The sequence below is a fragment of the Nocardioides sp. Z43_10 genome (assembly GCF_059766615.1).
The window spans coordinates 168753-191263 of the sequence record NZ_JCBAJY010000004.1; the positions used below are offsets into that span (position 1 = coordinate 168753).

The 22511-nt window shown below is 72.1% G+C and carries 20 protein-coding genes; 18 read left to right on the forward strand and 2 right to left on the reverse strand.

Features of this window, described 5'->3' with window-relative positions; all coding sequences use genetic code 11:
- Window positions 1–110: 110 nt before the first annotated feature.
- The 18 genes from AC6EI4_RS09055 to AC6EI4_RS09140 all read left to right on the forward strand — a co-directional run bounded on the left by AC6EI4_RS09055 (window position 111) and on the right by AC6EI4_RS09140 (window position 19795).
- On the forward strand, window positions 111–1094 hold the full coding sequence (locus AC6EI4_RS09055; RefSeq protein ID WP_498451252.1) for an ABC transporter substrate-binding protein: 984 nt from the start codon (window positions 111–113) through the stop codon (window positions 1092–1094).
- Between the two features lie 87 nt (window positions 1095–1181).
- A complete protein-coding gene (locus AC6EI4_RS09060) occupies window positions 1182–2822 on the forward strand; it encodes a sugar ABC transporter ATP-binding protein (protein ID WP_498451253.1) in 1641 nt (546 codons plus the stop codon).
- On the forward strand, window positions 2815–3843 hold the full coding sequence (locus AC6EI4_RS09065) for an ABC transporter permease (protein WP_498451254.1): 1029 nt from the start codon (window positions 2815–2817) through the stop codon (window positions 3841–3843). The genes AC6EI4_RS09060 and AC6EI4_RS09065 overlap by 8 nt, the downstream gene beginning before the upstream one ends.
- Complete coding sequence (gene yjfF, locus AC6EI4_RS09070; RefSeq protein ID WP_498451255.1) at window positions 3840–4880, forward strand: galactofuranose ABC transporter, permease protein YjfF; 1041 nt, start codon at window positions 3840–3842, stop codon at window positions 4878–4880. Before AC6EI4_RS09065 ends, yjfF begins: the two co-directional genes overlap by 4 nt.
- Complete coding sequence (locus tag AC6EI4_RS09075; protein ID WP_498451256.1) at window positions 4877–5944, forward strand: LacI family DNA-binding transcriptional regulator; 1068 nt, start codon at window positions 4877–4879, stop codon at window positions 5942–5944. The genes yjfF and AC6EI4_RS09075 overlap by 4 nt, the downstream gene beginning before the upstream one ends.
- Entirely contained in the window at window positions 5944–7635 is a 1692-nt protein-coding gene (araB, locus tag AC6EI4_RS09080) for a ribulokinase (protein WP_498451257.1), read from the forward strand. The genes AC6EI4_RS09075 and araB overlap by 1 nt, the downstream gene beginning before the upstream one ends.
- Complete coding sequence (locus AC6EI4_RS09085; RefSeq protein WP_498422311.1) at window positions 7632–8309, forward strand: L-ribulose-5-phosphate 4-epimerase; 678 nt, start codon at window positions 7632–7634, stop codon at window positions 8307–8309. Before araB ends, AC6EI4_RS09085 begins: the two co-directional genes overlap by 4 nt.
- A 60-nt stretch (window positions 8310–8369) precedes the next feature.
- Complete coding sequence (gene araA, locus AC6EI4_RS09090) at window positions 8370–9881, forward strand: L-arabinose isomerase (RefSeq protein ID WP_498422313.1); 1512 nt, start codon at window positions 8370–8372, stop codon at window positions 9879–9881.
- 27 nt (window positions 9882–9908) lie between these two features.
- Window positions 9909–10904, forward strand: coding sequence for an aldo/keto reductase (locus AC6EI4_RS09095; protein WP_498422314.1), 996 nt, complete (start codon window positions 9909–9911; stop codon window positions 10902–10904).
- A gap of 35 nt (window positions 10905–10939) precedes the next feature.
- Window positions 10940–11935 carry a LacI family DNA-binding transcriptional regulator gene (locus tag AC6EI4_RS09100; RefSeq protein WP_498422316.1) on the forward strand — a complete coding sequence of 332 codons (996 nt, stop codon included), beginning with the start codon at window positions 10940–10942 and terminating at the stop codon, window positions 11933–11935.
- Window positions 11932–12996, forward strand: a complete 1065-nt coding sequence (locus AC6EI4_RS09105) for an aldose epimerase family protein (RefSeq protein ID WP_498451258.1) — start codon at window positions 11932–11934, stop codon at window positions 12994–12996. Before AC6EI4_RS09100 ends, AC6EI4_RS09105 begins: the two co-directional genes overlap by 4 nt.
- A 250-nt stretch (window positions 12997–13246) precedes the next feature.
- Entirely contained in the window at window positions 13247–14176 is a 930-nt protein-coding gene (cysK, locus tag AC6EI4_RS09110; protein WP_498422318.1) for a cysteine synthase A, read from the forward strand.
- Window position 14177: 1 nt separating this feature from the next.
- Window positions 14178–14780, forward strand: coding sequence for a serine O-acetyltransferase (gene cysE / locus AC6EI4_RS09115; RefSeq protein WP_498422319.1), 603 nt, complete (start codon window positions 14178–14180; stop codon window positions 14778–14780).
- Between the two features lie 94 nt (window positions 14781–14874).
- The gene (locus AC6EI4_RS09120; protein ID WP_498451259.1) at window positions 14875–16386 is read left to right on the forward strand and encodes a methylmalonyl-CoA carboxytransferase subunit 5S; all 1512 of its coding nucleotides are present in this window, start codon (window positions 14875–14877) and stop codon (window positions 16384–16386) included.
- Window positions 16387–16423: 37 nt separating this feature from the next.
- Window positions 16424–17962, forward strand: a complete 1539-nt coding sequence (locus AC6EI4_RS09125; RefSeq protein ID WP_498451260.1) for an acyl-CoA carboxylase subunit beta — start codon at window positions 16424–16426, stop codon at window positions 17960–17962.
- Entirely contained in the window at window positions 17959–18237 is a 279-nt protein-coding gene (locus AC6EI4_RS09130; RefSeq protein WP_498451261.1) for a hypothetical protein, read from the forward strand. The genes AC6EI4_RS09125 and AC6EI4_RS09130 overlap by 4 nt, the downstream gene beginning before the upstream one ends.
- Before the next feature lie 6 nt (window positions 18238–18243).
- Entirely contained in the window at window positions 18244–18609 is a 366-nt protein-coding gene (locus AC6EI4_RS09135) for a biotin/lipoyl-containing protein (protein ID WP_498422325.1), read from the forward strand.
- A gap of 34 nt (window positions 18610–18643) precedes the next feature.
- Window positions 18644–19795, forward strand: coding sequence for an AI-2E family transporter (locus tag AC6EI4_RS09140; protein WP_498451262.1), 1152 nt, complete (start codon window positions 18644–18646; stop codon window positions 19793–19795).
- A 6-nt stretch (window positions 19796–19801) separates the two neighbouring features.
- On the opposite strand, the gene AC6EI4_RS09145 is transcribed toward AC6EI4_RS09140, so the two are convergent.
- Together AC6EI4_RS09145 and AC6EI4_RS09150 are read right to left on the reverse strand one after the other, a co-directional pair.
- Window positions 19802–20710, reverse strand: coding sequence for a universal stress protein (locus AC6EI4_RS09145; protein WP_498451263.1), 909 nt, complete (start codon window positions 20708–20710; stop codon window positions 19802–19804).
- Between the two features lie 102 nt (window positions 20711–20812).
- On the reverse strand, window positions 20813–22390 hold the full coding sequence (locus AC6EI4_RS09150) for an MXAN_6640 family putative metalloprotease (RefSeq protein WP_498451264.1): 1578 nt from the start codon (window positions 22388–22390) through the stop codon (window positions 20813–20815).
- Window positions 22391–22511: the final 121 nt, after the last annotated feature.

Genomic DNA, 22511 nt, shown 5'->3' on the forward strand with positions numbered 1-22511 from the left:
CGAACTCGGGTCGCAAAGACCCTTGACGGACCCAATGTTAACGCTCACACTCGAAGCAGGGTGACATCGGTCACAACGGGTCTCGAGCCCGGGACACGAAGGAGACAGTGGTGAAGAAGACCTTGGTCGCGACCCTCGCGATCGCCATGGGCGCGCTCACTGCGTGCGGAGGCGACGACGACTCCGCAAGCGCTGGCGACGACGACAAGATCACGTTGGGCTTCGCACAGGTGGGCGCCGAGAGCGGCTGGCGCACCGCCAACACGAAGTCGATCCAGGAAGCGGCCAAGGCCGAGGGCATCGACCTGAAGTTCTCCGACGCCCAGCAGAAGCAGGAGAACCAGATCAAGGCGATCCGCTCCTACATCCAGCAGAAGGTCGATGTGATCGCCTTCAGCCCGGTCGTCGAGACCGGGTGGGACACGGTGCTCCTCGAGGCGAAGCGGGCCAAGATCCCGGTGATCCTCACCGACCGCGCCGTCGACTCCGACGACACCTCACTCTACGAGACGTTCCTCGGCTCCGACTTCGTCGAGGAGGGGGAGAAGGCCGGGCAGTGGCTCGTCGACAACGCCGGCGACGCCGACGGGGACGGCGACGGCGACATCGACGTCGTCGAGCTGCAGGGCACCACCGGTGCGGCCCCGGCCATCGACCGCAAGGAGGGCTTCGAGGACACCATCGGCTCGGACGACTCGATCAGCATCGTGGCCTCCCAGACCGGCGACTTCACCCGGGACGGCGGCAAGAAGGTGATGGAGTCCTTCCTCCAGTCCGAGAAGGGCATCGACGTCGTCTACGCCCACAACGACGACATGGGCCTGGGCGCCATCGAGGCCATCGAGGCGGCCGGCATGGTGCCCGGCAAGGACATCAAGATCATCACCGTCGACGCGGTCAAGGACGGGATGACGGCGCTGTCCCAGGGCAAGATCAACTTCATCGTCGAGTGCAACCCGTTGCTCGGGCCGCAGCTGATGGAGCTGGCCAAGCAGGTCATCGACGGCGAGGACGTGCCCGAGCGCGTCGTCACCGAGGAGACCACCTTCACCCAGGAGCAGGCCACCGACGCCCTGCCGGAGCGCCAGTACTGAGCCGTGCCGCCGGTGATCCGGCGATGGCGGGGCCACTCGCGGCCCCGCCATCCCGGGCCGCCTCCGGACACCCCGACGAGGAAGCAGATGACCGAGATGGCCACACAGCCGCGGGCGGTGACCGCGCAGCCAGCCCCGCCCGTCGGGGCCACCGGGAACCCCCTGATCGAGATGCAGGGCATCTCGGTCTCCTTCGCGGGCGTGCGCGCCCTCGACGACGTCAGCGTGCGGCTCCTCCCCGGCGAGGTGCACGCCTTCATGGGCGAGAACGGGGCCGGGAAGTCGACGCTGATCAAGGCCCTCACCGGGGTCTACGACATCGACGAGGGCACGGTGATCGTGAACGGCGCCCCGACCCGGTTCCGCAGCCCCGCAGAGGCACAGGCCGCGGGGATCAGCACGGTGTACCAGGAGGTCAACCTGTGCCCCAACCTCAGCGTCGCCGAGAACATGCTGCTCGGGCGCGAACCGCGGCGGCTCGGGGCGATCGACGGCCGGGCCATGAGCCGGCGAGCCCAGCAGACGCTGGACCGGCTGGGCCTGGACATCGATCCGCGCTCGCTGCTGGGCGACCACCCCATCGCGGTGCAGCAGCTGGTGGCGATCGCCCGCGCCGTGGACATCGACGCGCGGGTGCTGATCCTCGACGAGCCCACCTCCAGCCTCGACGCCGATGAGGTCGCCAAGCTGTTCGCGGTGATGCGCACGCTGCGTGAGCAGGGGGTGGCCATCGTCTTCGTCTCGCACTTCCTCGACCAGGTATTCGAGATCAGCGACCGGATGACCGTCCTGCGCAACGGCCGGCTGGTGGGGGAGCGGCTCACCGCCGAGATCACCCACCTGGAGCTGGTGCAGCTGATGATCGGACGCGATCTGGAGGTCCTCGAGCAGCTGGACCGCGAGGCCGGCCGTGCCGAGGACGCGGAGGCCCGCACCCCGGTGCTGAAGGCGCTCGGCCTGAGCCGCAAGGGCTCGCTGCACACCATGGACCTCACCGTCTTCGAGGGCGAGGTGGTCGGTGTCGCCGGCCTGCTCGGCTCCGGGCGCACCGAGCTGGCCCGCCTGCTCTTCGGCGCGGACACCGCCGACACCGGGACGATCGAGATCCGCTCCACGCGCCGGCGGCTGCGCAGCCCCCGGCAGGCGATCGACCGCAAGGTGGCCTACTCCAGCGAGAACCGCGGAGCCGAGGGCGTGATCGCGGACCTCTCGGTCGCCGACAACATGATGCTCGCGCTGCAGGCCTCCCGCGGTTGGCTGCGGCCGGTGCCGCGCCGTACCCGGGACAAGCTGGTGCGCCAGTACATCGAGGCCCTCGACATCCGACCCACCGACCCCGACGCGCGGATGGGCAACCTCAGCGGCGGCAACCAGCAGAAGGTGCTGCTGGCGCGCTGGCTGATCACCCAGCCCGACCTGCTGATCCTCGACGAGCCCACGCGCGGCATCGACATCGGCGCCAAGACCCAGATCCAGCAGCTCGTCGCCGAGCTCGCCGCCAAGGGCATGTCGGTGGTGTTCATCTCCGCCGAGCTCGAGGAGGTGCTCCGGCTCAGCGACCGGCTCGTGGTGATGCGCGAGCACCGCAAGATCGCGGACCAGCCGAACGACGGGACGACCGTCAGCGACCTCCTGGAGATCATCGCGGCGCAGGCCGTCGGGCCCGAGGAGGACGCCGGGGGCGCGCCCGCCGACTCGCCGGCCACCGAGGAGGCGTCACATGCCTAGGATCCTCGGCCACCGACTCTTCTGGCCGCTCTTCGCGCTGGCGCTGCTGGTGGCGGTCAACGTCGTGGCCACGCCGTCGTTCCTGGAGATCAGGCTGCAGGACGGGCACCTCTACGGCAGCGTGATCGACATCCTGCGCAACTCCGCCCCGGTCCTGCTGGTGGCGTTGGGGATGACCCTGGTCATCGCCACCCGCGGGATCGACCTCTCGGTGGGAGCCATCGCGGCCATCGCCGGCGCGGTCTCCTGCGTCTACATCGCCGGCTCACCCGAGCAGAGCGCCGCGGCCACCGCGCTCGTCGCGATCTCCATGGCCCTGGGGGTGGCGGTGCTGCTGGGACTGTGGAACGGCTTCCTGGTCAGCGTGCTCGGGATCCAGCCGATCATCGCGACGCTGGTGCTGATGACCGCGGGCCGCGGCCTGGCGATGCTGATCACCGACGGCCAGATCACCACGATCAACAACCCGACGTTCAAGAAGCTCGGCACCGGGTTCGTCGCCACGCTGCCGGTCGCCATCCTGGTCGCGCTCGCCATCTTCGCGGTGGTCGCCGTACTGACCCGGTACACGGCGCTGGGGCTGCTGATCGAGGCGGTCGGGATCAACCCGGGCGCGAGCCGGCTCGCGGGGGTGCGCGCACGCACGATCATCTGGACCGTCTACGTGTTCGCCGGCTTCTGCGCCGGCCTGGCCGGGCTGATGATCGCGGCCAACACGAGCGCGGCGGACGCCAACAACGCCGGCCTGTGGATCGAGCTCGACGCGATCCTGGCCGTCGTCATCGGCGGCACCTCGCTGGCCGGCGGCCGGTTCTCGCTCGCCGGCACCCTGATCGGCGCGATGTTCATCCAGACCCTCGCCACCACGATCACCACGATCGGCATCCCGGTCGAGACCAACTACGTGTTCAAGGCGGTCGTCGTCATCGCGGTGTGCCTGCTGCAGTCGCCCAAGGCACGCGCATCGCTGAGCCTCGGCCGACGCGGCGCCCCCGCTCTCGCAAAGGCAGGCCAGGCATGAGCACCACCACCGCCCCCGCCGGCACCACCCCCCGCCCGACCGGCCCGGGTCCCGCGCCGAGCTCGGCGTGGAGCCGGGTACGCCGCTACAGCCCGCCCTCGCGCTACTACCCGGTGCTCGCCACCCTGGCCCTGCTCTTCGGGCTGTTCGGCAGCGGCGCGGCACGCTACGAGGGGTTCTCCTCCCCGCAGGTCGTGATCAACCTCTTCATCGACAACGCGTTCCTGATCGTCCTCGCCGTCGGGATGACCTTCGTGATCCTCACCGGGGGCATCGACCTCAGCGTCGGCTCGATGATGGCGCTGTCCACGATGATCGCGGCCTCGACGCTCGAGGCCGGCTGGCCGCCGCTGCTGGTGATCGCGGCGGTGCTGCTCAGCGGCACCGTGCTGGGCCTGCTGATGGGGCTGATCATCCACTTCTTCGACATCCAGCCGTTCATCGCGACCCTCGCCGGGATGTTCCTGGCCCGCGGCCTGTGCTACCTGATCAGCGTCGAGTCGATCGCGATCCGCGACGACACCTTCCGCGAGATCGCGACGTACTCGCTGGTGATCGGGGACTACTACATCACCGCGCCGGTGATCATCTCGCTGATCGTGCTCGCGGTGGGGCTCTGGGTCCTGCACCTGACCCGGTTCGGGCGCACCGTCTACGCCGTCGGCGGCAACGAGGGCTCGGCGATGCTGATGGGGCTCGGGGTCGGACGGGTCAAGGTCGGGGTCTACGCGATCAGCGGTTTCTGCTCCGCACTCGCCGGACTGCTCTTCGCCCTCTACATGCTCTCCGGCTACAGCCTGCACGCGATGGGCATGGAGCTCGACGCGATCGCGGCGGTCGTGATCGGCGGGACCCTGCTCACCGGTGGCCGCGGCTTCCTGATCGGGTCGCTGCTGGGGGTCCTGGTGCTCGGCACCATCCAGACGTTCATCTCCTTCGACGGCACGCTGAGCTCGTGGTGGACCAAGATCACCATCGGCGCCCTGCTCCTGCTGTTCGTGATCCTGCAGCGGGTGCTCACCCGGCGGCAGCCGTGAGCACCGGGAGCCGGGGCCGTGCACGCGAGCCCGCCAAGGCCCCGGTGATGGCGGACGTCGCCCGACTGGCCGGGGTGTCACACCAGACGGTCTCCCGGGTGGTCAACGGCCGCAGCAACCTGCGTCCCGCCACCCGCGAGCGGGTCGAGCAGGCGATCGACCAGCTCGGCTACCGTCCCAACACGCTGGCCCGGGCACTGGTCACCCGACGCTCGGGGACCATCGGGGTGATCGGCACCAAGAGCGGCTTCTGGGGCCCGGCCAGCGTGCACCGCTCGGTGCAGGCCGCGGCCCGGGAGGCGGGGTTCTTCGTCAGCTCGGTGAACCTGCCCAGCGTCAGCCGCGAGGACTTCGCCGGGGCGGTGGACCACCTGCGGGCCCAGCCCGTGGAGGGCATCATCCTGATCGCCGCCCAGGACGAGGCGCTCGAGGTCGCGCGGGCCCAGGAGATCGGGGACTTCCCGCTGGTGGTGGTCGAGGGTGACCTCGCCGAGGCCCGGCGCACCGTCGGCGTGGACCAGGTCAAGGGCGCCGAGCTCGCGGTCCGTCACCTGGTCGATCTCGGGCATCGCGAGATCGTGCACGTCGCCGGGCCCCAGGACTGGACCGAGGGCAAGGCGCGACTGCGCGGGTACCGCGAGGAGATGGCACGCGCCGGACTGCGTGCCTCGCGGCCCTACACCGGCGACTGGTCCCCCGAGAGCGGCTACCGCGCCGGGCTCCGGCTGGTCGAGCGCCCCGGCGTCACCGGGGTCTTCGTCGCCAACGACCACATGGCCATCGGGCTGCTGCGGGCGCTGCACGAGGCCGGGATCGCCGTCCCGGACGACGTCAGCGTGGTCGGCTTCGACGACCTCCCCGAGTCGGCCTACCTGATCCCGCCGCTGAGCACCGTCCGCCAGGACTTCACCGCCGTCGGGCGCCGCGCCATCGAGGTGCTCGGCTCCGCGATCAACGACGCCGTGACGGGTGCGGCGCCGGGCGCCGAGGGCCTGCACCAGCTGATCGACCCCGAGCTGGTGGTCCGCGCCAGCACCGCACCGGCACCGGGAAGGAACCCATGATGGACCAGGTTCAGTACGTCGTCGGCGTCGACTTCGGCACGCTCTCGGGGCGGGCCCTGGTGGTCCGGGTCGGCGACGGCGCGGAGCTGGGCGCCGCGACCCACGAGTACCGCCACGGCGTGCTCGAGGAGCGCCTGCCGGGTACGCAGCGGCGGCTGCCGCCGGACTGGGCGCTGCAGGTGCCCGACGACTACCGGGAGGTGCTGCGCACGGCGGTCCCCGAGGCGGTGGCCGCGGCCGGGATCGACCCGGGCGACGTGATCGGCATCGCCACCGACTTCACCGCCTGCACGATGGTGCCCACGCTCGCCGACGGCACCCCGCTGTGCGAGCTCCCCGAGCTGGCACAGCGCCCGCACGCCTACGTCAAGCTGTGGAAGCACCACGCCGCGCAACCCCAGGCCGACCGGATCAACCGGCTCGCCCGCGAGCGCGAGGAGGCCTGGCTGCCCCGCTACGGCGGACTGATCTCCTCGGAGTGGGAGTTCGCCAAGGCACTGGAGCTCTTCGAGGAGGACCGCGAGGTCTACGACCGCATGGAGCGCTGGGTGGAGGCGGCCGACTGGATCGTGTGGCAGCTGTGCGGGCGCTACCTGCGCAACGCCTGCACCGCCGGCTACAAGGGGATCCGCCAGGACGGCCGCTACCCGTCGCCGGACTACCTGGCGGCGCTGTCGCCGGGCTTCGAGACCTTCGTCGAGGACAAGCTCGACCAGGTCATCGGCCAGCTGGGGGAGCGCGCCGGCGGGCTGAGCGCGCAGGCGGCCGCCTGGACCGGGCTGCCCGAGGGCATCGCGGTGGCGGTCGGCAACGTGGATGCGCACGTGACCGCCCCGGCCGCCCAGGCGGTCGGGCCGGGGCAGATGGTCGCGATCATGGGCACCTCGACCTGTCACGTGATGAGCGCCGACGTGCTGCGCGAGGTGCCCGGCATGTGCGGGGTCGTGGACGGCGGCATCGTCGCCGGCAGCTGGGGCTACGAGGCCGGGCAGAGCGGCGTGGGAGACATCTTCGGCTGGTTCACCCGGACCTCGGTCCCCGCGCCGTACGCCGCCCGGGCCGAGGCCCGCGGGGAGTCGGTGCACGAGCTGCTGACCCGGCTCGCGGCCGAGCAGGAGGTGGGCGAGCACGGCCTGGTGGCCCTGGACTGGCACAGCGGGAACCGCTCGGTCCTCGTCGACCACGAGCTGTCCGGGCTGGTGGTGGGTCAGACCCTCGCGACCCGCCCCGAGGACGTCTACCGCGCCCTGCTCGAGGCGACCGCGTTCGGGACCCGCGTCATCGTGGAGACCTTCGGGCGGGCCGGGGTGCCGGTCGAGGAGTTCGTCGTGGCCGGGGGGCTGGCCAAGAACCGCCTGCTGATGCAGATCTACGCCGACGTCACCCGGCTGCCGCTGTCGGTGATCGGCTCGGCTCAGGGTCCCGCCCTGGGCTCGGCCATCCACGCGGCCGTCGCGGCCGGCGCCTACCCGGACGTCGCGCTGGCCGCGAAGAGCATGGGCAAGGTGCAGCGCGCGGCGTTCGTGCCCGACGAGGCCCGGGCCGCGGCGTACGACGCGATGTTCGAGGAGTACCTCGCGCTGCACGACCACTTCGGCCGCGGCGGCGACACCGTGATGCGGCGGCTGCGGGCCATCCGGCGCGCGGCCGCCGACCGCAGGCTCACCCGCGAGCAGGAGGCCCAGGCATGAGCGTCGTCACCGAGGTCCGCGACACCATCACCGCACTGCGCCGCGAGGTCTGCGCGCTGCACGCCCAGCTCACCCGCTACCAGCTGGTGGTCTGGACGGCCGGCAACGTCTCGGCCCGGGTGCGCGGCGCCGACCTGATGGTGATCAAGCCCAGCGGCGTGGCCTACGACGAGCTGACCCCGGAGAACATGGTCGTCTGCGACCTGCACGGGCGCGTGGTGGAGGGCGAGCTCGCGCCGTCCTCGGACACCGACGCGCAGGCCTACGTCTATCGGCACCTGCCCGGAGTGGGCGGCGTCGTGCACACCCACTCCACCTACGCCACCGCCTGGGCGGCGCGGGCCGAGCCGATCCCGTGCGTGCTGACCATGGTCGCCGACGAGTTCGGCGGGGAGATCCCGGTCGGGCCGTTCGCGATCATCGGCGACGACTCGATCGGGCGCGGCATCGTCGAGACGCTCAGCGCCAGCCGCTCGCCCGCGGTGCTGATGCGCAACCACGGCGTCTTCACCGTCGGCCCGGACGCCCGGGCGGCCGTCAAGGCGGCCGTGATGTGCGAGGACGTCGCCCGCACGGTCCACGTCGCGCGCCAGCTCGGCGAGCCGGTGCCGATCGAGCAGTCGTGCGTGGACAGCCTCTTCGAGCGCTACCAGAACGTCTACGGCCAGCACTGACCCACCGCCCGCACCCGCACCTACCGTCGGCCCGCGCCGGCCTGCACCTGGAGGACCACCATGACCACCGCCGAGACGTCGCTGCCCGAGATCTGGTTCCTCACCGGAAGCCAGGGCCTCTACGGACCCGAGACGCTCGAGCAGGTCGCCCGGCAGTCCCGGGAGATCACCGAGCGCCTGCACGCGGCGCTGGACCTGGCCTGTGAGGTGGTGTGGCAGCCGGTGCTGCTGGACGCGTCCGCGATCCACCGCCAGATGCTGGAGGCCAACGCGGCTCCGGCGTGCGTCGGCGTGATCGCCTGGATGCACACCTTCTCGCCGGCCAAGATGTGGATCTCCGGTCTCGACGCGCTGACCAAGCCGCTGCTGCACCTGCACACCCAGGCCGGCATGGAGCTGCCGTGGTCGAGCATCGACATGGACTTCATGAACCTCAACCAGGCCGCGCACGGCGACCGGGAGTTCGGGTTCATCCAGAGCCGGCTCGGAGTCGCCCGCAAGACCGTGGCCGGGCACGTCGCCTCGCCCGAGGTGGGGCGCCGGGTCTCGCAGTGGGCCCGGGCCGCGGTGGGGCGCGACGAGCTGCGCCACCTGCGCCTGGCCCGCTTCGGCGACAACATGCGCGAGGTCGCGGTCACCGAGGGCGACAAGGTCGAGGCGCAGCTGCGCTACGGCGTGTCGGTCAACACCTACGGCGTCAACGACCTGGTCGCGGTCGTCGACGACGTCGCCGACGCGGACATCGACAAGCTCGTCGACGAGTACGCCGACAGCTACCGGGTGGCCCCCGAGCTGCTGCCCCAGGGGGAGCGGCACGACTCGCTGCGCGACGGGGCCCGCATCGAGCTCGGCCTGCGGGCCTTCCTGGAGGCCGGCGGGTTCGGCGCGTTCACCACGAACTTCGAGGACCTGGGCGGGCTGCGCCAGCTGCCCGGCCTCGCCGTGCAGCGGCTGATGGCCGACGGGTACGGCTTCGGTGGTGAGGGCGACTGGAAGACCTCGGTGCTGCTGCGCGCGACCAAGGCGATGGCCGCGGGCCTGCCCGGCGGCACGTCGTTCATGGAGGACTACACCTACCACCTGGTCCCGGGCGAGGAGAAGATCCTCGGCGCGCACATGCTCGAGGTCTGCCCCTCGATCACCGCCCAGACCCCGTCGCTGGAGATCCACCCGCTCTCGATCGGCGCCCGCGAGGACCCGGTGCGGCTGCGGTTCACCGCGGCCCCCGGCCCCGGCGTGGTCGCCGGGCTCTGCGACCTGGGCGACCGGTTCCGGCTCACGGTCAACGAGATCGACGTCGTCGAGCCCGACGCGGAACTGCCGAGGTTGCCGGTGGCCTGCGCCGTGTGGCGCCCGCGGCCCTCGTTGGCCGTCTCGGCCGAGTCGTGGCTGATGGCGGGTGCGCCGCATCACACGGTGCTGTCGAAGGCGATCGGTGTGGAGGTGCTGGAAGACTTCGCGGAGATGACGGGTACCGAGCTGGTCGTCATCGACCGCGACACCACCACCCGCGCCTTCGGGCGCGAGCTGCGCTGGAACGCGGCGTACCACCGGCTCGCGCAGCGGCTGTAGCGGGCATCGGACAACGAGGAGGACGGCATGGAGCAGCGGCGTCTGGGACGCACCGGTCGAGAGGTGTCGGTCGTCGGGCTGGGCACGTGGCAGCTGGGCGCCGACTGGGGCGAGGTCTCGACGACGGCCGCCCGCGAGGTGCTCGAGGGGTCCCTGGAGGCCGGGGTCACCTTCTACGACACCGCCGACGTGTACGGCGACGGGCGCAGCGAGCAGATCATCGGGGGCTTCCTCGCCGCGCACCCCGACGCCGACCTCACGGTCGCCACGAAGATGGGACGCCGCGCCGAGCAGGTGCCGCAGAACTACGTGCTGGAGCACTTCCGGGCCTGGACCGACCGCTCGCGCACGAACCTCGGCGTGGACCGGCTCCAGCTGGTGCAGCTGCACTGCCCGCCCTCGGAGGTGATCGACGCGGACGCGACCTACGACGCGCTGGACACCCTCGTCGAGGAGGGCCGGATCGCCGCCTACGGGGTCAGCGTGGAGACGGCCGCCCAGGCGCTGAGCGCCCTCGCGCGCCCGCACGTGGCCTCGGTGCAGATCATCCTCAACGCGTTCCGGCTCAAGCCGCTCGACGAGGTGCTGCCCGCCGCCGAGGCGGCGGGCGTCGGGATCATCGCCCGGGTCCCGCTGGCCTCGGGGCTGCTGTCGGGCCGCTACCGCCGCGACACCACCTTCGCCCCCGACGACCACCGCTCCTTCAACCGCGACGGCAGCGCCTTCGACGTGGGGGAGACCTTCTCCGGGGTGCCGTTCGAGACCGGCGTGCTGGCCGCGCAGGAGTTCGCCGACCTGGTGGCGCGGGTGGCGCCGCCGGGCGTCACACCCGCCCAGGCGGCGCTGGCCTGGGTGTGGCAGCAGCCCGGGGTGACCACGGTGATCCCCGGTGCCCGCAGCCTCGAGCAGGCGCGCGCCAACGCCGCCGCGGGCGCCGTCGCGCCGCTGGGGGAGGAGTTCGTCCAGGGCGTGCGCCGCATCTACGACGAGCACCTGCGGGCCGGCGTGCACCCGCGATGGTGAGCGCCGACACCGTCCGGCCGCGACGACCGCCGAGCATGGCCGACGTCGCCCGCATGGTGGGCGTCTCCCACCAGACCGTCTCCCGGGTCCTCAACGACTCGCCGCTGGTGCGCCCCGAGACGCGCAGCAGGGTGCTGGCGGCCATCGACCAGCTGGGCTACCGCCGCAACGGGGCCGCCCGGGCGCTGGCGACCAACAGGTCCGGGCGGATCGGGGTGGTCGGCGCCGACCTCATCGAGCGGGGCCCGGCGATGGTGGCCACCGCCCTGCAGGAGGCGGCCCTCGCGGCCGGCTACGAGGTCGCCCTGGTCGGCCTCGGGGAGGTCACCGCCGCCACCCTGCGCGGCGCCGTGGACCGCCTCCTCGAGCAGTCCGTGGAGGGGCTGGTGGTCGCGGTCACCCATCGCGAGGCGCTCGCCCTGAGCCAGCAGCTCGACACCGGGGTGCCGGTGGTGCTCGTCGAGGGCGTCACCGGGGGACAGCCGCTGACCGCGGGCGTCGCCCAGCGTGAGGGCGGGCTGCTGGCCACCGCGCACCTGCTCGAGCTGGGACACCGCAGCGTGGCGCACCTGGCGGGTCCTACGGCGTGGATCGAGGCGAGCGAGCGCCGCGAGGGCTGGCTCGCCGCGCACGCCCGCGCCGGGGTCGAGCCGGGACCCGAGTGGGCCGGCGACTGGACCGCCGCCAGCGGGTACGCCGCGGGGCTGGGCATCGCCGCGGATCGTGACGTGAGCGCGGTCTTCGTCGCCAACGACCAGATGGCCCTGGGGGTGCTGCGCGCGCTGGGCGAGGCGGGCCGCGAGGTCGGACGCGACGTCAGCGTCGTGGGCTTCGACGACCTGCCCGAGGCGGAGTACTTCAGCCCACCGCTGACCACCGTGCGCCAGGACTTCCCCGAGCTGGCCGCGCGAGCGATGGACCTGCTGGTGCGCGTCCTGGCCGGCGAGGTGGACCCGGTGGTGCCGCTGGTGCCCGCCCAACTGGTGGCCCGGGCCTCGAGCGGGCCACCGCAGCCAGGAGAGCGACGATGACCGAAGCCGGCGGTGCCGCGCTCGCCACGATGCCGGACACGATGCCCGACGGGCGCCCGGTCCACCGGGTGCGGCTGGGCCGGGCGCCCGGCCTGGTCGCCGAGCTGCTCACGCTGGGCGCCACCCTGCACCGCCTGGAGGTCGCCACCGCCTCGGGCGCGCGGCGCAACGTCGTGCTGGGCCACCCCACGGTCGCCGAGCACCTGGCCAGCACCGACTACGTCGGCGCGGTGGTCGGCCGCTACGCCAACCGGATCGCCGGCGCCCGGTTCGTCCTCGACGGCGTGGAGCACACGCTCGGCGCCAACGACCGCGGCCACAGCCTGCACGGCGGCCCCGACGGCTTCGACCGCCGGCTCTGGTCGGTGCTCGAGGCCGGCCCCGAGCACGCGGTGCTCGCCCTGGACAGCCCCGACGGGGACCAGGGCTTCCCCGGCGCCCTCGCCGTCCGGCTCACGGTACGTGTGGAGGACGACACGTTGCGCAGCGAGTACGTCGCGACGACCGACGCTGCCACCGTGGTGAACCTCAGCAGCCACGCCTACTTCAACCTCGACGGCGAGGGGGCGCCGAGCATCGACGCTCACCTGCTGCAGGTGCACGCCGAGCACTACACGCCCACCGACGCCTCCTCCATCCCATCCGGCGGGCACGAGCCGGTGCTCGGGACGCCGTTCGACTTCCGCGAGCCGGCCCGGATCGGCGAGCGGGTGCGCCGCCCCCACCCGCAGGTGCTGGCGGCGAAGGGCATCGACCACAACCTGGTGCTGCGCGGCAGCGGCCTGCGCGAGGTCGCGGTGCTCGAGTCCGGTGCCGGCGACCTGCGCCTGGCCCTGCACACCGACCAGCCGGGTCTGCAGGTCTACACCGGCAACTTCCTCGACGGCACCACGGTAGGGACGAGCGGGCGCCTGTACCGCCAGGGCGCCGGCATCGCCCTCGAGCCCCAGCTCTTCCCGGACTCCCCGCACCGGCCGCAGTGGCCCAGCGCGGTGCTGCGCCCGGGAGAGACCTACCGTGCGGTCACCGAGCTGCGGCTCAGCCGCCCGGGCGCGGGCTGAGCGCCGCGGCGACGACCGCGCCGGTCGACCGCTGGGCGCATGCGCCATGCTTGAGCGTGGTCAGTGCTCCAGGCTCCGACCTCTCGTCGTGCGTGCCCTCGGTCGGCGCCGGGCCCGCCCGGTCCGGTTGATCCGGCGGCGCGTGGTGGACCACTGCCACGTCTCCTCGGCGAGGTGTCGGAGGTCCTGGACGTCCTGACCGCGGCCCGCCCGCCGGCGGCGCCGACGACACACGCATCAAGGAGCACACATGCACATCCATGACGACGTCACCCAGCTCGTGGGCAACACCCCCCTGGTCCGCCTGAACCGCGTGGTGGGAGACGCCGGCGCCACCGTCGTGGCCAAGCTCGAGTACTTCAACCCCGCGCACAGCGTGAAGGACCGCATCGGCGTCGCGATGGTGGAGGCCGCCGAGGAGGCGGGCGCCCTCGAGCCGGGCGGCACGATCGTCGAGGCGACGTCGGGCAACACCGGCATCGCGCTGGCCATGGTGGGCGCCGCCCGCGGCTACAAGGTCGTGCTGACCATGCCCGACACGATGTCGCGCGAGCGCCGGGCGCTGCTGCGCGCCTTCGGGGCCGAGCTGGTGCTCACCCCGGGCAGCGACGGGATGAGCGGCGCGGTCGCCAAGGCCGAGGAGATCGGCAGCCAGTCCGGCGCGGTCCTGGTCCGTCAGTTCGACAACCCGGCGAACCCGGCCGTGCACCGCCGCACCACCGCCGAGGAGATCTGGCGCGACACCGACGGCACCGTCGACATCGTGGTGGCCGGCGTCGGCACCGGCGGCACCATCACCGGGGTCGGCCAGGTGCTCAAGGAGCGCAAGCCCGGCCTGCAGGTGATCGCGGTCGAGCCGGCCGAGTCGGCGATCCTCAACGGCGCCGAGCCGGGCCCGCACAAGATCCAGGGCATCGGCGCCAACTTCGTCCCCACGAACCTCGACACCGAGGTGTACGACGAGGTCGTCGACATCGACTCCGAGACCGCCGTGGCCTGGGCGCGGCGTACCGCCGTCGAGGAGGGCCTGCTCGTGGGCATCTCGTCGGGGGCCGCCATCGCCGCCGCGGTGCAGGTGGCCGCGCGCCCGGAGAACGCCGGCAAGACGATCGTCGTGATCGTCCCCTCCTTCGGCGAGCGGTACCTGTCCACGGTGCTCTTCAGCGACCTGATGGACTGAGATGACGACGACGCAGATGCCCTCCCGGGCCCAGCCGGGTGCGCTGGTGCGCCTGCGCGAGGACGTGTCCGCCGCCCTCACCCGCGACCCGGCGGCCCGCTCCCGCCTCGAGGTGGTGCTGACCTCCCCGGGCCTGCACGCGGTGTGGGCGCACCGGGTGGCGCACCGGCTGTGGGCGCGCCCCGGCCTGCGCCTCGCGGCCCGGCTGGTCGCCTACGTCTCCCGCTCGGTCACCGGGATCGAGATCCACCCGGCTGCCGTGATCGGGCGGCGGTTCTTCATCGACCACGGGATGGGCGTGGTGATCGGCGAGACCACCCGGGTCGGGGACGACGTGATGATCTACCACGGCGTGACGCTCGGGGGGCGCTCGACCGCCAAGGGACGGCGCCACCCGGTGGTCGGCGACCGGGTGGTGATCGGCGCCGGAGCCCGGGTCCTGGGGCCGGTCACCATCGGCGACGACGCCCGGGTGGGGGCCAACGCGGTGGTCGTCCACGACGTCGAGCCGCACACCACGGTGGTCGGCATCCCCGCCTCCACCCGGGTCGCCCGAGGAGGCGACAGCCGCGGCGAGATGGTGGACCCGGCCCTGTTCATCTGATCCTCCGACACCACCGCAGGCGCACGAGATGCGTCAGCCAGACAATTGCTCGCGGGGGCTGCAAGTCCCGGCGAGATGGTGCAGGGTGGGGGGCATGACGGAGAACCCCACTCCCCGCGAGATCGGTGTCACCGAGCTGGTCCTGCGCGATGCGCACCAGAGTCTGATGGCCACCCGGCTGGCGATGGAGGACATGGTCGACGCGTGCGCCGACATCGACGCGGCGGGCTACTGGTCCGTGGAGTGCTGGGGCGGCGCGACGTTCGACGCGTGCATCCGCTTCCTCAACGAGGACCCGTGGGAGCGGCTGCGCACGTTCCGCGAGCTGATGCCGAACAGCCGGCTGCAGATGCTGCTGCGCGGGCAGAACCTGCTCGGCTACCGCCACTACGAGGACGACGTCGTGAACCGCTTCGTGGAGCGGTCGGCCGAGAACGGCATGGACGTCTACCGCGTCTTCGACGCCCTCAACGACGTCCGCAACGTCAAGCAGGCGATCGCCGCGGTCCGCCGCGTCGACAAGCACGCGCAGGGCACGATCTGCTACACCGAGTCGCCGCTGCACACCGTCGAGGGCTACGTGCAGATGGCGCGCGACCTGATGGAGCTGGGCTGTGACTCGCTGTGCATCAAGGACATGGCGGCCCTGCTCAAGCCGCAGCCGGCCTACGACATCGTCAAGGCGATCAAGGACGACCTCGGTCCCGAGACCCGCATCCACGTGCACTGCCACTCCACGACCGGGGTGACGCTGGTCAGCCTGATGAAGGCGATCGAGGCCGGCGCGGACGTCGTCGACACCGCCATCTCCTCGCTCTCCCTGGGCCCGGGGCACAACCCCACCGAGTCGCTGGTGGAGATGCTGCGCGGCACGCCATACACCACCAACCTCGACGACGACCGGCTGCTGAGCATCAAGGACCACTTCGCGAAGGTGCGTCCGAAGTACAGCCAGTTCATGTCCGCGATCACCGGCGTGGAGACCGAGATCTTCAAGAGCCAGATCCCCGGCGGGATGATCTCGAACATGGAGAGCCAGCTGCGCCAGCAGGGGGCCGGCGACCGGCTGCGCGAGGTGCTCCTCGAGGTGCCCCGGGTCCGCGCGGTGGCGGGCTACCCGCCGCTGGTGACGCCGTCGAGCCAGATCGTCGGGACCCAGGCGGTGTTCAACGTGCTGATGGGCCCCTACAAGGTGCTCACCGCCGAGTTCGCGGACCTGATGCTGGGCTACTACGGCGAGACGCTCGGCGGGCGCGACCCCGAGATCGTCGAGGCGGCCCGGGTGCAGACCGGGAAGGAGGCCATCGAGGTCCGGCCCGCCGACCTGATCGCGCCCGAGTGGGGCCGGCTGTCCAGTGAGGCCGGTGCGCTCGAGGGATCCGACGGCAGCGACGAGGACGTGCTCACCTACGCGATGTTCCCCGGCGTCGCTCCCGGGTTCTTCCGCGATCGCCCCGAGGGGCCCAAGAACGTCGGGCGAGACCCCGCCGAGGTGGCCGCCGACGAGCTGTCGAAGTCCAGTGGCAGCGGACCCGTCAAGGGGCCGATCCGCTACGACGTGCGGCTGGACGGCAAGTCCCACCACGTCACCGTCGAGAGGGCGTGAGGCCACCGTGACCAAGAAGCTGCACCACCAGGCATCCATGGCAGAGCGGACCGAGGAGCTCCTCGAGCGCCGCGCGGTGATCGAGCAGGGCGGCGGTGAGAAGCGACTGGCCAGGCAGCACGAGCAGGGCAAGCTGACCGCCCGCGAGCGGATCAGCGCGCTGCTCGACCCCGGCACCTTCGAGGAGTCCGGGATGTTCGCCCGGCACCAGTCGACGTACTTCGGGCTCGACCAGGCCGAGCTGCCGGCCGATGGCGTGGTCACCGGTGAGGGGGCCGTGCTCGGCCGACCGGTCCACGTCGCCAGCCAGGACTTCACCGTGGCCGGTGGCAGCGCCGGGGAGATGCACTCCAACAAGGTCGCCGCGACGATGCGCGCCAGCCTCGCCACCGGCTCGCCGTTCGTGTTCATCAACGACTCCGGCGGCGCCCGCGTCCAGGAGGGGATCGGCTCGCTGGCCGGCTACGGCCGGGTCTTCTACAACAACGTCCTGCTCTCCGGGGTGGTGCCGCAGATCTCGATCATCGCCGGCCCGTGTGCCGGGGGAGCCGCGTACTCCCCGGCGCTGACCGACTTCGTGATCCAGACCCGCAAGGCCCACATGTTCATCACCGGGCCGAACGTGATCGCCAAGGTGACCGGTGAGCAGGTGACCTCCGACGCGCTCGGTGGCGCCGACGCGCACATGGTGCTCTCCGGGGTCAACCACTTCGTCGCCGATGACGACGAGCAGGCCATCCTGATCGCGCAGAAGCTGCTCAGCTTCCTGCCGCAGAACAACTCCGAGGACCCGCCGATCGTCGACCCCGACTTCGTCGTGGAGCCGGACCCCTCGCTGGGCGACGTCGTCCCGGTCTCGGACAAGAAGGGCTACGACGTCCGCGAGATCATCGTCCGGATCGTCGACCGCGGGGACTTCCTCGAGGTGCAGGCCGGCTACGCGGCCAACATCGTGATCGGCTTCGCCAGGATCGCCGGACGCACCGTGGGCGTGGTCGCCAACCAGCCGCTGGTCCTCTCCGGGGTGCTCGACATCAACGCCTCCGACAAGGCCTCGGCGTTCGTGCGGTTCTGCAACGCCTTCAACATCCCGCTGGTGACGCTGGTGGACGTGCCCGGGTTCCTGCCCGGGGTGGGCCAGGAGCACGGCGGGATCATCCGGCACGGCGCCAAGCTGCTCTACGCCTACTCCGCGGCCACGGTCCCGAAGATCACGGTGGTCCTGCGCAAGGCGTACGGCGGGGCCTACGTCGCGATGTGCTCCAAGGACCTCGGCGCCGACAAGGTGCTCGCCTGGCCCACCGCCGAGATCGCGGTGATGGGCGCCGAGGGCGCCGCCGAGATCGTCTTCCGCCGCGAGATCGACGGCGCCGACGACCCGGACACCCGCCGCGCGGAGCTGGTGGAGGAGTACCGCTCCACGTTCGCGACGCCGTACGTGGCCGCCTCGCGTGGCCTCGTCGACGACATCATCGAGCCGGCGCGGACCCGCGAGCACGTGTCGCGCGCCCTGGCCATCCTGGTCAACAAGCGCACCATCCGGCCCGCCAAGAAGCACGGGCTGGGGCCGACGTGAGCACGGCGGACCCGACGGCCGGCGAGCTGCTCGCCGCCGTCCGCTCGCTCACCGAGCGGGTCAGCCAGCTGGAGTCGGAGCTGGCCGAGCTGCGCGCCGTCGTCCCCGTCGACGAGGTCCCCGAGGACGTCGTGGTCGCGATCTCCGCGGCCGTGGCCGCGTTCCTGGGCCACCGGGCGAAGGTCAAGCAGGTGCACTACCGGACCGGGCAGGCCTACGCCCAGCAGGGCCGGGCAGTGGTCCAGGGCCGTCACAACATCCCACGGGCGAGGTAGGTAACCATGCTGCTCAAAGTGACCGTCAACGGTGTCGAGTACGGCGTCGAGGTGGAGGTGGAGGAGGAGCCGAGGCCCTCCCTCGGCGCGATCTTCATGACCGGTGGCGGATTCGCGCCGCCCGCGGCGGCGGCGGCACCCAGCTCCACCGGCGGCGGGGGAGACGGGGTCCGCGCGCCCTTGGCCGGCACCGTCGCCCGGGTCCTGGTCGAGGAGGGCCAGGAGATCGAGGCGGGAGCCGTCGTCGTGGTCCTCGAGGCGATGAAGATGGAGACCGAGATCACCGCGCCCACCGCCGGGAAGGTGTCTGCGGTGCTGGTCGCCCCCGGCACGGCGGTGAGCGGAGGACAGGTTCTCGTCGAGCTCGCCTGAGTGCGACGCAAGACCGGGGCCACGGACCAGGGCAATGATCGTCGTGGAGGGGCCGGTCAACTTCCGGCGCGCGGTGGTCTTCGTCCTGCTCGCGGTCGCGGCCTACCACGCGGCCGTCTGGTTGTTCCTGGGCCTGCGCGACTTCCTGGGGCTGGTCTTCCTGTCCTGGATGCTGAGCATCAGCATGGAGCCGATCGTCTCGCGCCTGGAGCGCCGGGGCTGGCGCCGCGGCCTGGCCACCGGGGCGGTGATGCTGGCGCTGGCGGTCTTCGCGATCGCCTTCGTCGGTGTCTTCGGGGCGCTGCTGGTCGATCAGCTGGCCGAGCTGGTCACGAGCCTGCCCTCGGTGGTCGGCGACGTCGTCACCTGGGTCAACCGCACGTTCGGGACCAGCCTGCGCTCGCGCGACGTCGTCGACGCCCTGCAGCTGACGCCGGACCACACCGGTGAGCTGGCCCGGGACCTGGCGCCGGGCTTCTTCGGCATCCTCGCCTCGCTGCTCGGGTTCCTCTTCCACGCGCTGACCCTGACGCTGTTCACGTTCTACATGTCCGCGCAGGCCCCCCACCTGCGGCGCACCCTGTCGAGCTGGCTGCCGCCGGCGCGCCAGCTGATCGTGATGACGGTGTGGGAGATCGCGGCCGAGAAGACCGGCGGCTACGTCACCTCGAAGGTGATCCTGGCCGTGCTGAGCTCGGCCTTCTCGGGGGTGCTGATGTGGGGGCTGGGGGTGCCCTACTGGCTGCCGCTGGCGATCTGGACCGGTTTCGTCTCGCAGTTCATCCCGACCGTGGGGACCTACATCGCCATCGCCGTGCCGGCGCTGATCGCGCTGGCGCACGACCCTCTGGACGCGCTCTGGATCGTCCTGTTCGGGATCGCGTACCAACAGGTGGAGAACTACATCTTCTCCCCGCGGATCACCTCGCGGACGATGGCGATCCATCCCGCGGTGGGCTTCGGCGCCGCGATCGTCGGCGCGACGCTGTTCGGCGCACTGGGCGCGCTCGTCTCCGTCCCGGTGGTCGCGGCCATCCAGGCGCTGGTGCAGACCTACGGTCACCGCTACGAGCTCGTCGCTGAGGTCGAGGAGGCGACCGCTGCGGCCAACGCGACCGCTGCGGCCAACGCGGCCGCTGCGGTGGAGGAGGAGCCACCCCCGCCGGGACCCCCCGGCCCGGTCTAGGGCCGGCTAGTGCCGAGCGTCCGGTGCCGCGCCCTGGTGGGTGGGCACGAGCGCCAGCGGGCACCGGGCCTCACGCAGCACGGCCCGGGCGATCGAGCCGAGGTGCGGGATGTGGTGCGGTCCGCGGTGGCCCAGGAGCAGCACGTCGGAGTCGACCGAGGCCTCGGCCAGCGCGTCCGCGGGGCGCATGTGGACGACGGCGACCCGCACCGCCACGTCCGGGAAGCGCTCGCTCCAGGGAGCCAGCCGCTCGGTGATGCCGAGCTCGGCGCGCGCGGTCCAGTCGTTGGTCTCCGTGCGGTCGACGAGCATGTCGTCGTACATCGACGGCACGTACCAGGCGTGCAGCACGGTGAGCGTGGCTCCGAGCCGGGCGGCGGTGGTGAAGGCCTCCTCGAGCAGGTGCTCGTCGCTGTCGGCCTCGTCGATCCCGACCGTCACGCGCGGCTCGCCGTCGCGCGGCGCCCAGTCCTCCGGCACCGAGACCACGGTGACCGCGGCGCGCGACGCCACGCCCGAGGTGATCGAGCCGGTGAGGATCCGGCGCGCCCGGCTCTGGCGGCGGTGCTGGAGCACGACGCAGTCGCTGGACTCGGAGAGGCCGACAAGCATGTCGACGGTGCTGCCGTGCCGGATGAGGGTCTCCACCTTCACCGTGTCGTCGCTCAGCTGGCGGACCCGCTCGGCGGCCGAGGCGATGGCCTCACGGCCGATCTGGTCGGCCGCCTCGAGGTCCAGGGCGTACGCCTCGGGCACCACGAAGCCGCTCGTCGGATGCACGACGTGCACCAGGCGCAACACCCGGTCCTCCTGTTGCGCGCGGGTGACGCACCAGCGCAGCAGCGCGTCGTGGCCGGCGTCGCTCCCGGGGGCCCCGACTGCGACGAGCAGCGGGAGGTTGGCGTGCTGGGTCATGATCATCCCTTCGATGGTCCTGACCCCACCCTCTCCTCGCGGCGAGAGGGCCGTTAGGGCCCTACGTCCCGCCGCCGGTGAGCAGAAGGGCGTGCGGCCGCCTCAGCGCACGGCACGAGCCGAGACCGTGAAGATCTGGCCGTTGTCACGCGGGGTGCCGGAGCAGGCGAAGGGCGTGCCGCTCCAGCAGCTCGCGTAGCGCGAGGACCCGTTGGCCACGGTGACGGTGACGCGGCGGACCTGGCTGGGGGTGAACCGGACCCGGATCCCGCCCCGGCCCTTGGCGTCGAGGTTGATCGGCTTGCGCACCACCTTCCCGCTGCGCAGGAAGACCAGCGCGTGCGCGCCGGGACCGGCTGCGCGCGCCGGACCGTCGACGTCGATGCGCAGCCCCCACCTGCCCTTCAGCGCGGCGGCGGGGCGCACCTGCAGGCTCTTGGTGGTCAGGTGCGAGAGTCGCGCGCTCCAGCCGCGCAGCTGGCGCCGCGCCGGGCGCAGCGTCACCTTCTTGGCGAGCGGGGCCGCGCGGTAGGCCGAACCCTCGGCGTACGTCACCGAGGGCGCGAGGTTGCCGGCGCCGAAGGCGGCGTAGAAGGCCGGCAGGGTGGTGCCGCGGTTGCGAAGCACCCGGGCGATGGCCTGCACGGAGAACTCGTCACGCGCGCCCGGCGCGGAGTCGAGCCGCTCCCAGATCTTGCGCACGATGTCGACGCCGTAGGTCCGGCTGAGCTTCTCGATGAAGATCCACTGGCCGTAGTGCGCCAGCCCGCCGAACTTGTCGAGGGGGATGCCCGGGCGGCCCAGCTGGCCGTGGCGCAGGTACTGCCGGTTGTCGTTGACGCCGGTGGCGTAGCGCTCCTCCATCCAGGTCGCGGTGGCCTCCTTGAACCAGGAGTCCTCGCTCGCGTCGTAGCCGAACTGGATGGCGTGGAAGAACTCGTGGGCGGCGGTCACGGCGAGGCTCTGCGCGGCGCTGCCGCGGAACTCGCTGAAGTCGTTGTCGAGCACGCAGTAGCCCGAGCGGCGGAAGTCGTCGGTGCGGTCGCTCAGGCGGCCCTCGGGCACGCAGTAGCCGTAGATGCCCTCGGTGCCGACGTCGGCGAGGTAGACGTCGAACTCGGCGGTGCCGCCGCGTCCGCCGTCGGCGGGGGGCTGGCGGTAGCCCATCGCGGTCTGCTGGCGCCACACCGCGATCACCTCGGCGAGGGAACGCTCGACCCAGGCGTCCATCTGGGTGGCACTCGAGCCCGCACCGGCCGGGCGGTGCCGGCCGCTGGTGAGGTGCTGGACGCAGACGTTGCTGCGGCACTTCTTGGCCGGGGTCGCGCCCGTGGGGTACTTCGCCGTGCCGGGGTCGATCGAGCTGTCGTCGTTGGGACGCGCGAGCAGCGCGTCGGCGCGACGCTGCTGCGCGGGGGTGAGGGCGTCGTAGGAGGCGCTGAGCTCGCTGAGCGCGATGGAGGGGCTGACCGCGCTCTCTCCGGCCAGCGAGCGGGCCGCGACGGTGAGCGCGGTGCGCGCCGCCTCGCGCGCCTGGGCGGTGGTCTCCGACGCGACGTCGGGCTTGATCACCCCGGCGTGCTCGGGAGCCGACGGCTGCTCCTCGGCGGCCAGCGTGGGCGACAGCGTCGTCATCGCGATGGCCAGGGCCAGGATGCTGGCGGCCAGGGATCGGCGCATGGAGGAGCCCCCTCGGGAACAGTTCGGGTCTGGACATCGAGGACGTCGCCCCGCGCCCGGCGACCAATGTAGCCGCAGAGCGTGAGGTGTCGAGAACCGAGCATGCGGCCGATCGGCCACC

Bases quoted from the DNA above. Each gene is read 5' to 3' on its own strand.
- AC6EI4_RS09085 (WP_498422311.1), top strand. From the start codon at position 7,632: ATGAGCGTCGTCACCGAGGTCCGCGACACCATCACCGCACTGCGCCGC.
- AC6EI4_RS09145 (WP_498451263.1), bottom strand. From the start codon at position 20,710: ATGACCCAGCACGCCAACCTCCCGCTGCTCGTCGCAGTCGGGGCCCCC.
- cysE (WP_498422319.1), top strand. From the start codon at position 14,178: ATGACGACGACGCAGATGCCCTCCCGGGCCCAGCCGGGTGCGCTGGTG.
- AC6EI4_RS09060 (WP_498451253.1), top strand. From the start codon at position 1,182: ATGACCGAGATGGCCACACAGCCGCGGGCGGTGACCGCGCAGCCAGCC.
- AC6EI4_RS09095 (WP_498422314.1), top strand. From the start codon at position 9,909: ATGGAGCAGCGGCGTCTGGGACGCACCGGTCGAGAGGTGTCGGTCGTC.
- AC6EI4_RS09100 (WP_498422316.1), top strand. From the start codon at position 10,940: ATGGCCGACGTCGCCCGCATGGTGGGCGTCTCCCACCAGACCGTCTCC.
- AC6EI4_RS09105 (WP_498451258.1), top strand. From the start codon at position 11,932: ATGACCGAAGCCGGCGGTGCCGCGCTCGCCACGATGCCGGACACGATG.
- yjfF (WP_498451255.1), top strand. From the start codon at position 3,840: ATGAGCACCACCACCGCCCCCGCCGGCACCACCCCCCGCCCGACCGGC.
- araB (WP_498451257.1), top strand. From the start codon at position 5,944: ATGGACCAGGTTCAGTACGTCGTCGGCGTCGACTTCGGCACGCTCTCG.
- AC6EI4_RS09120 (WP_498451259.1), top strand. From the start codon at position 14,875: ATGACGGAGAACCCCACTCCCCGCGAGATCGGTGTCACCGAGCTGGTC.
- AC6EI4_RS09135 (WP_498422325.1), top strand. From the start codon at position 18,244: ATGCTGCTCAAAGTGACCGTCAACGGTGTCGAGTACGGCGTCGAGGTG.
- AC6EI4_RS09065 (WP_498451254.1), top strand. From the start codon at position 2,815: ATGCCTAGGATCCTCGGCCACCGACTCTTCTGGCCGCTCTTCGCGCTG.
- AC6EI4_RS09140 (WP_498451262.1), top strand. From the start codon at position 18,644: ATGATCGTCGTGGAGGGGCCGGTCAACTTCCGGCGCGCGGTGGTCTTC.
- cysK (WP_498422318.1), top strand. From the start codon at position 13,247: ATGCACATCCATGACGACGTCACCCAGCTCGTGGGCAACACCCCCCTG.
- AC6EI4_RS09125 (WP_498451260.1), top strand. From the start codon at position 16,424: ATGGCAGAGCGGACCGAGGAGCTCCTCGAGCGCCGCGCGGTGATCGAG.
- AC6EI4_RS09150 (WP_498451264.1), bottom strand. From the start codon at position 22,390: ATGCGCCGATCCCTGGCCGCCAGCATCCTGGCCCTGGCCATCGCGATG.
- araA (WP_498422313.1), top strand. From the start codon at position 8,370: ATGACCACCGCCGAGACGTCGCTGCCCGAGATCTGGTTCCTCACCGGA.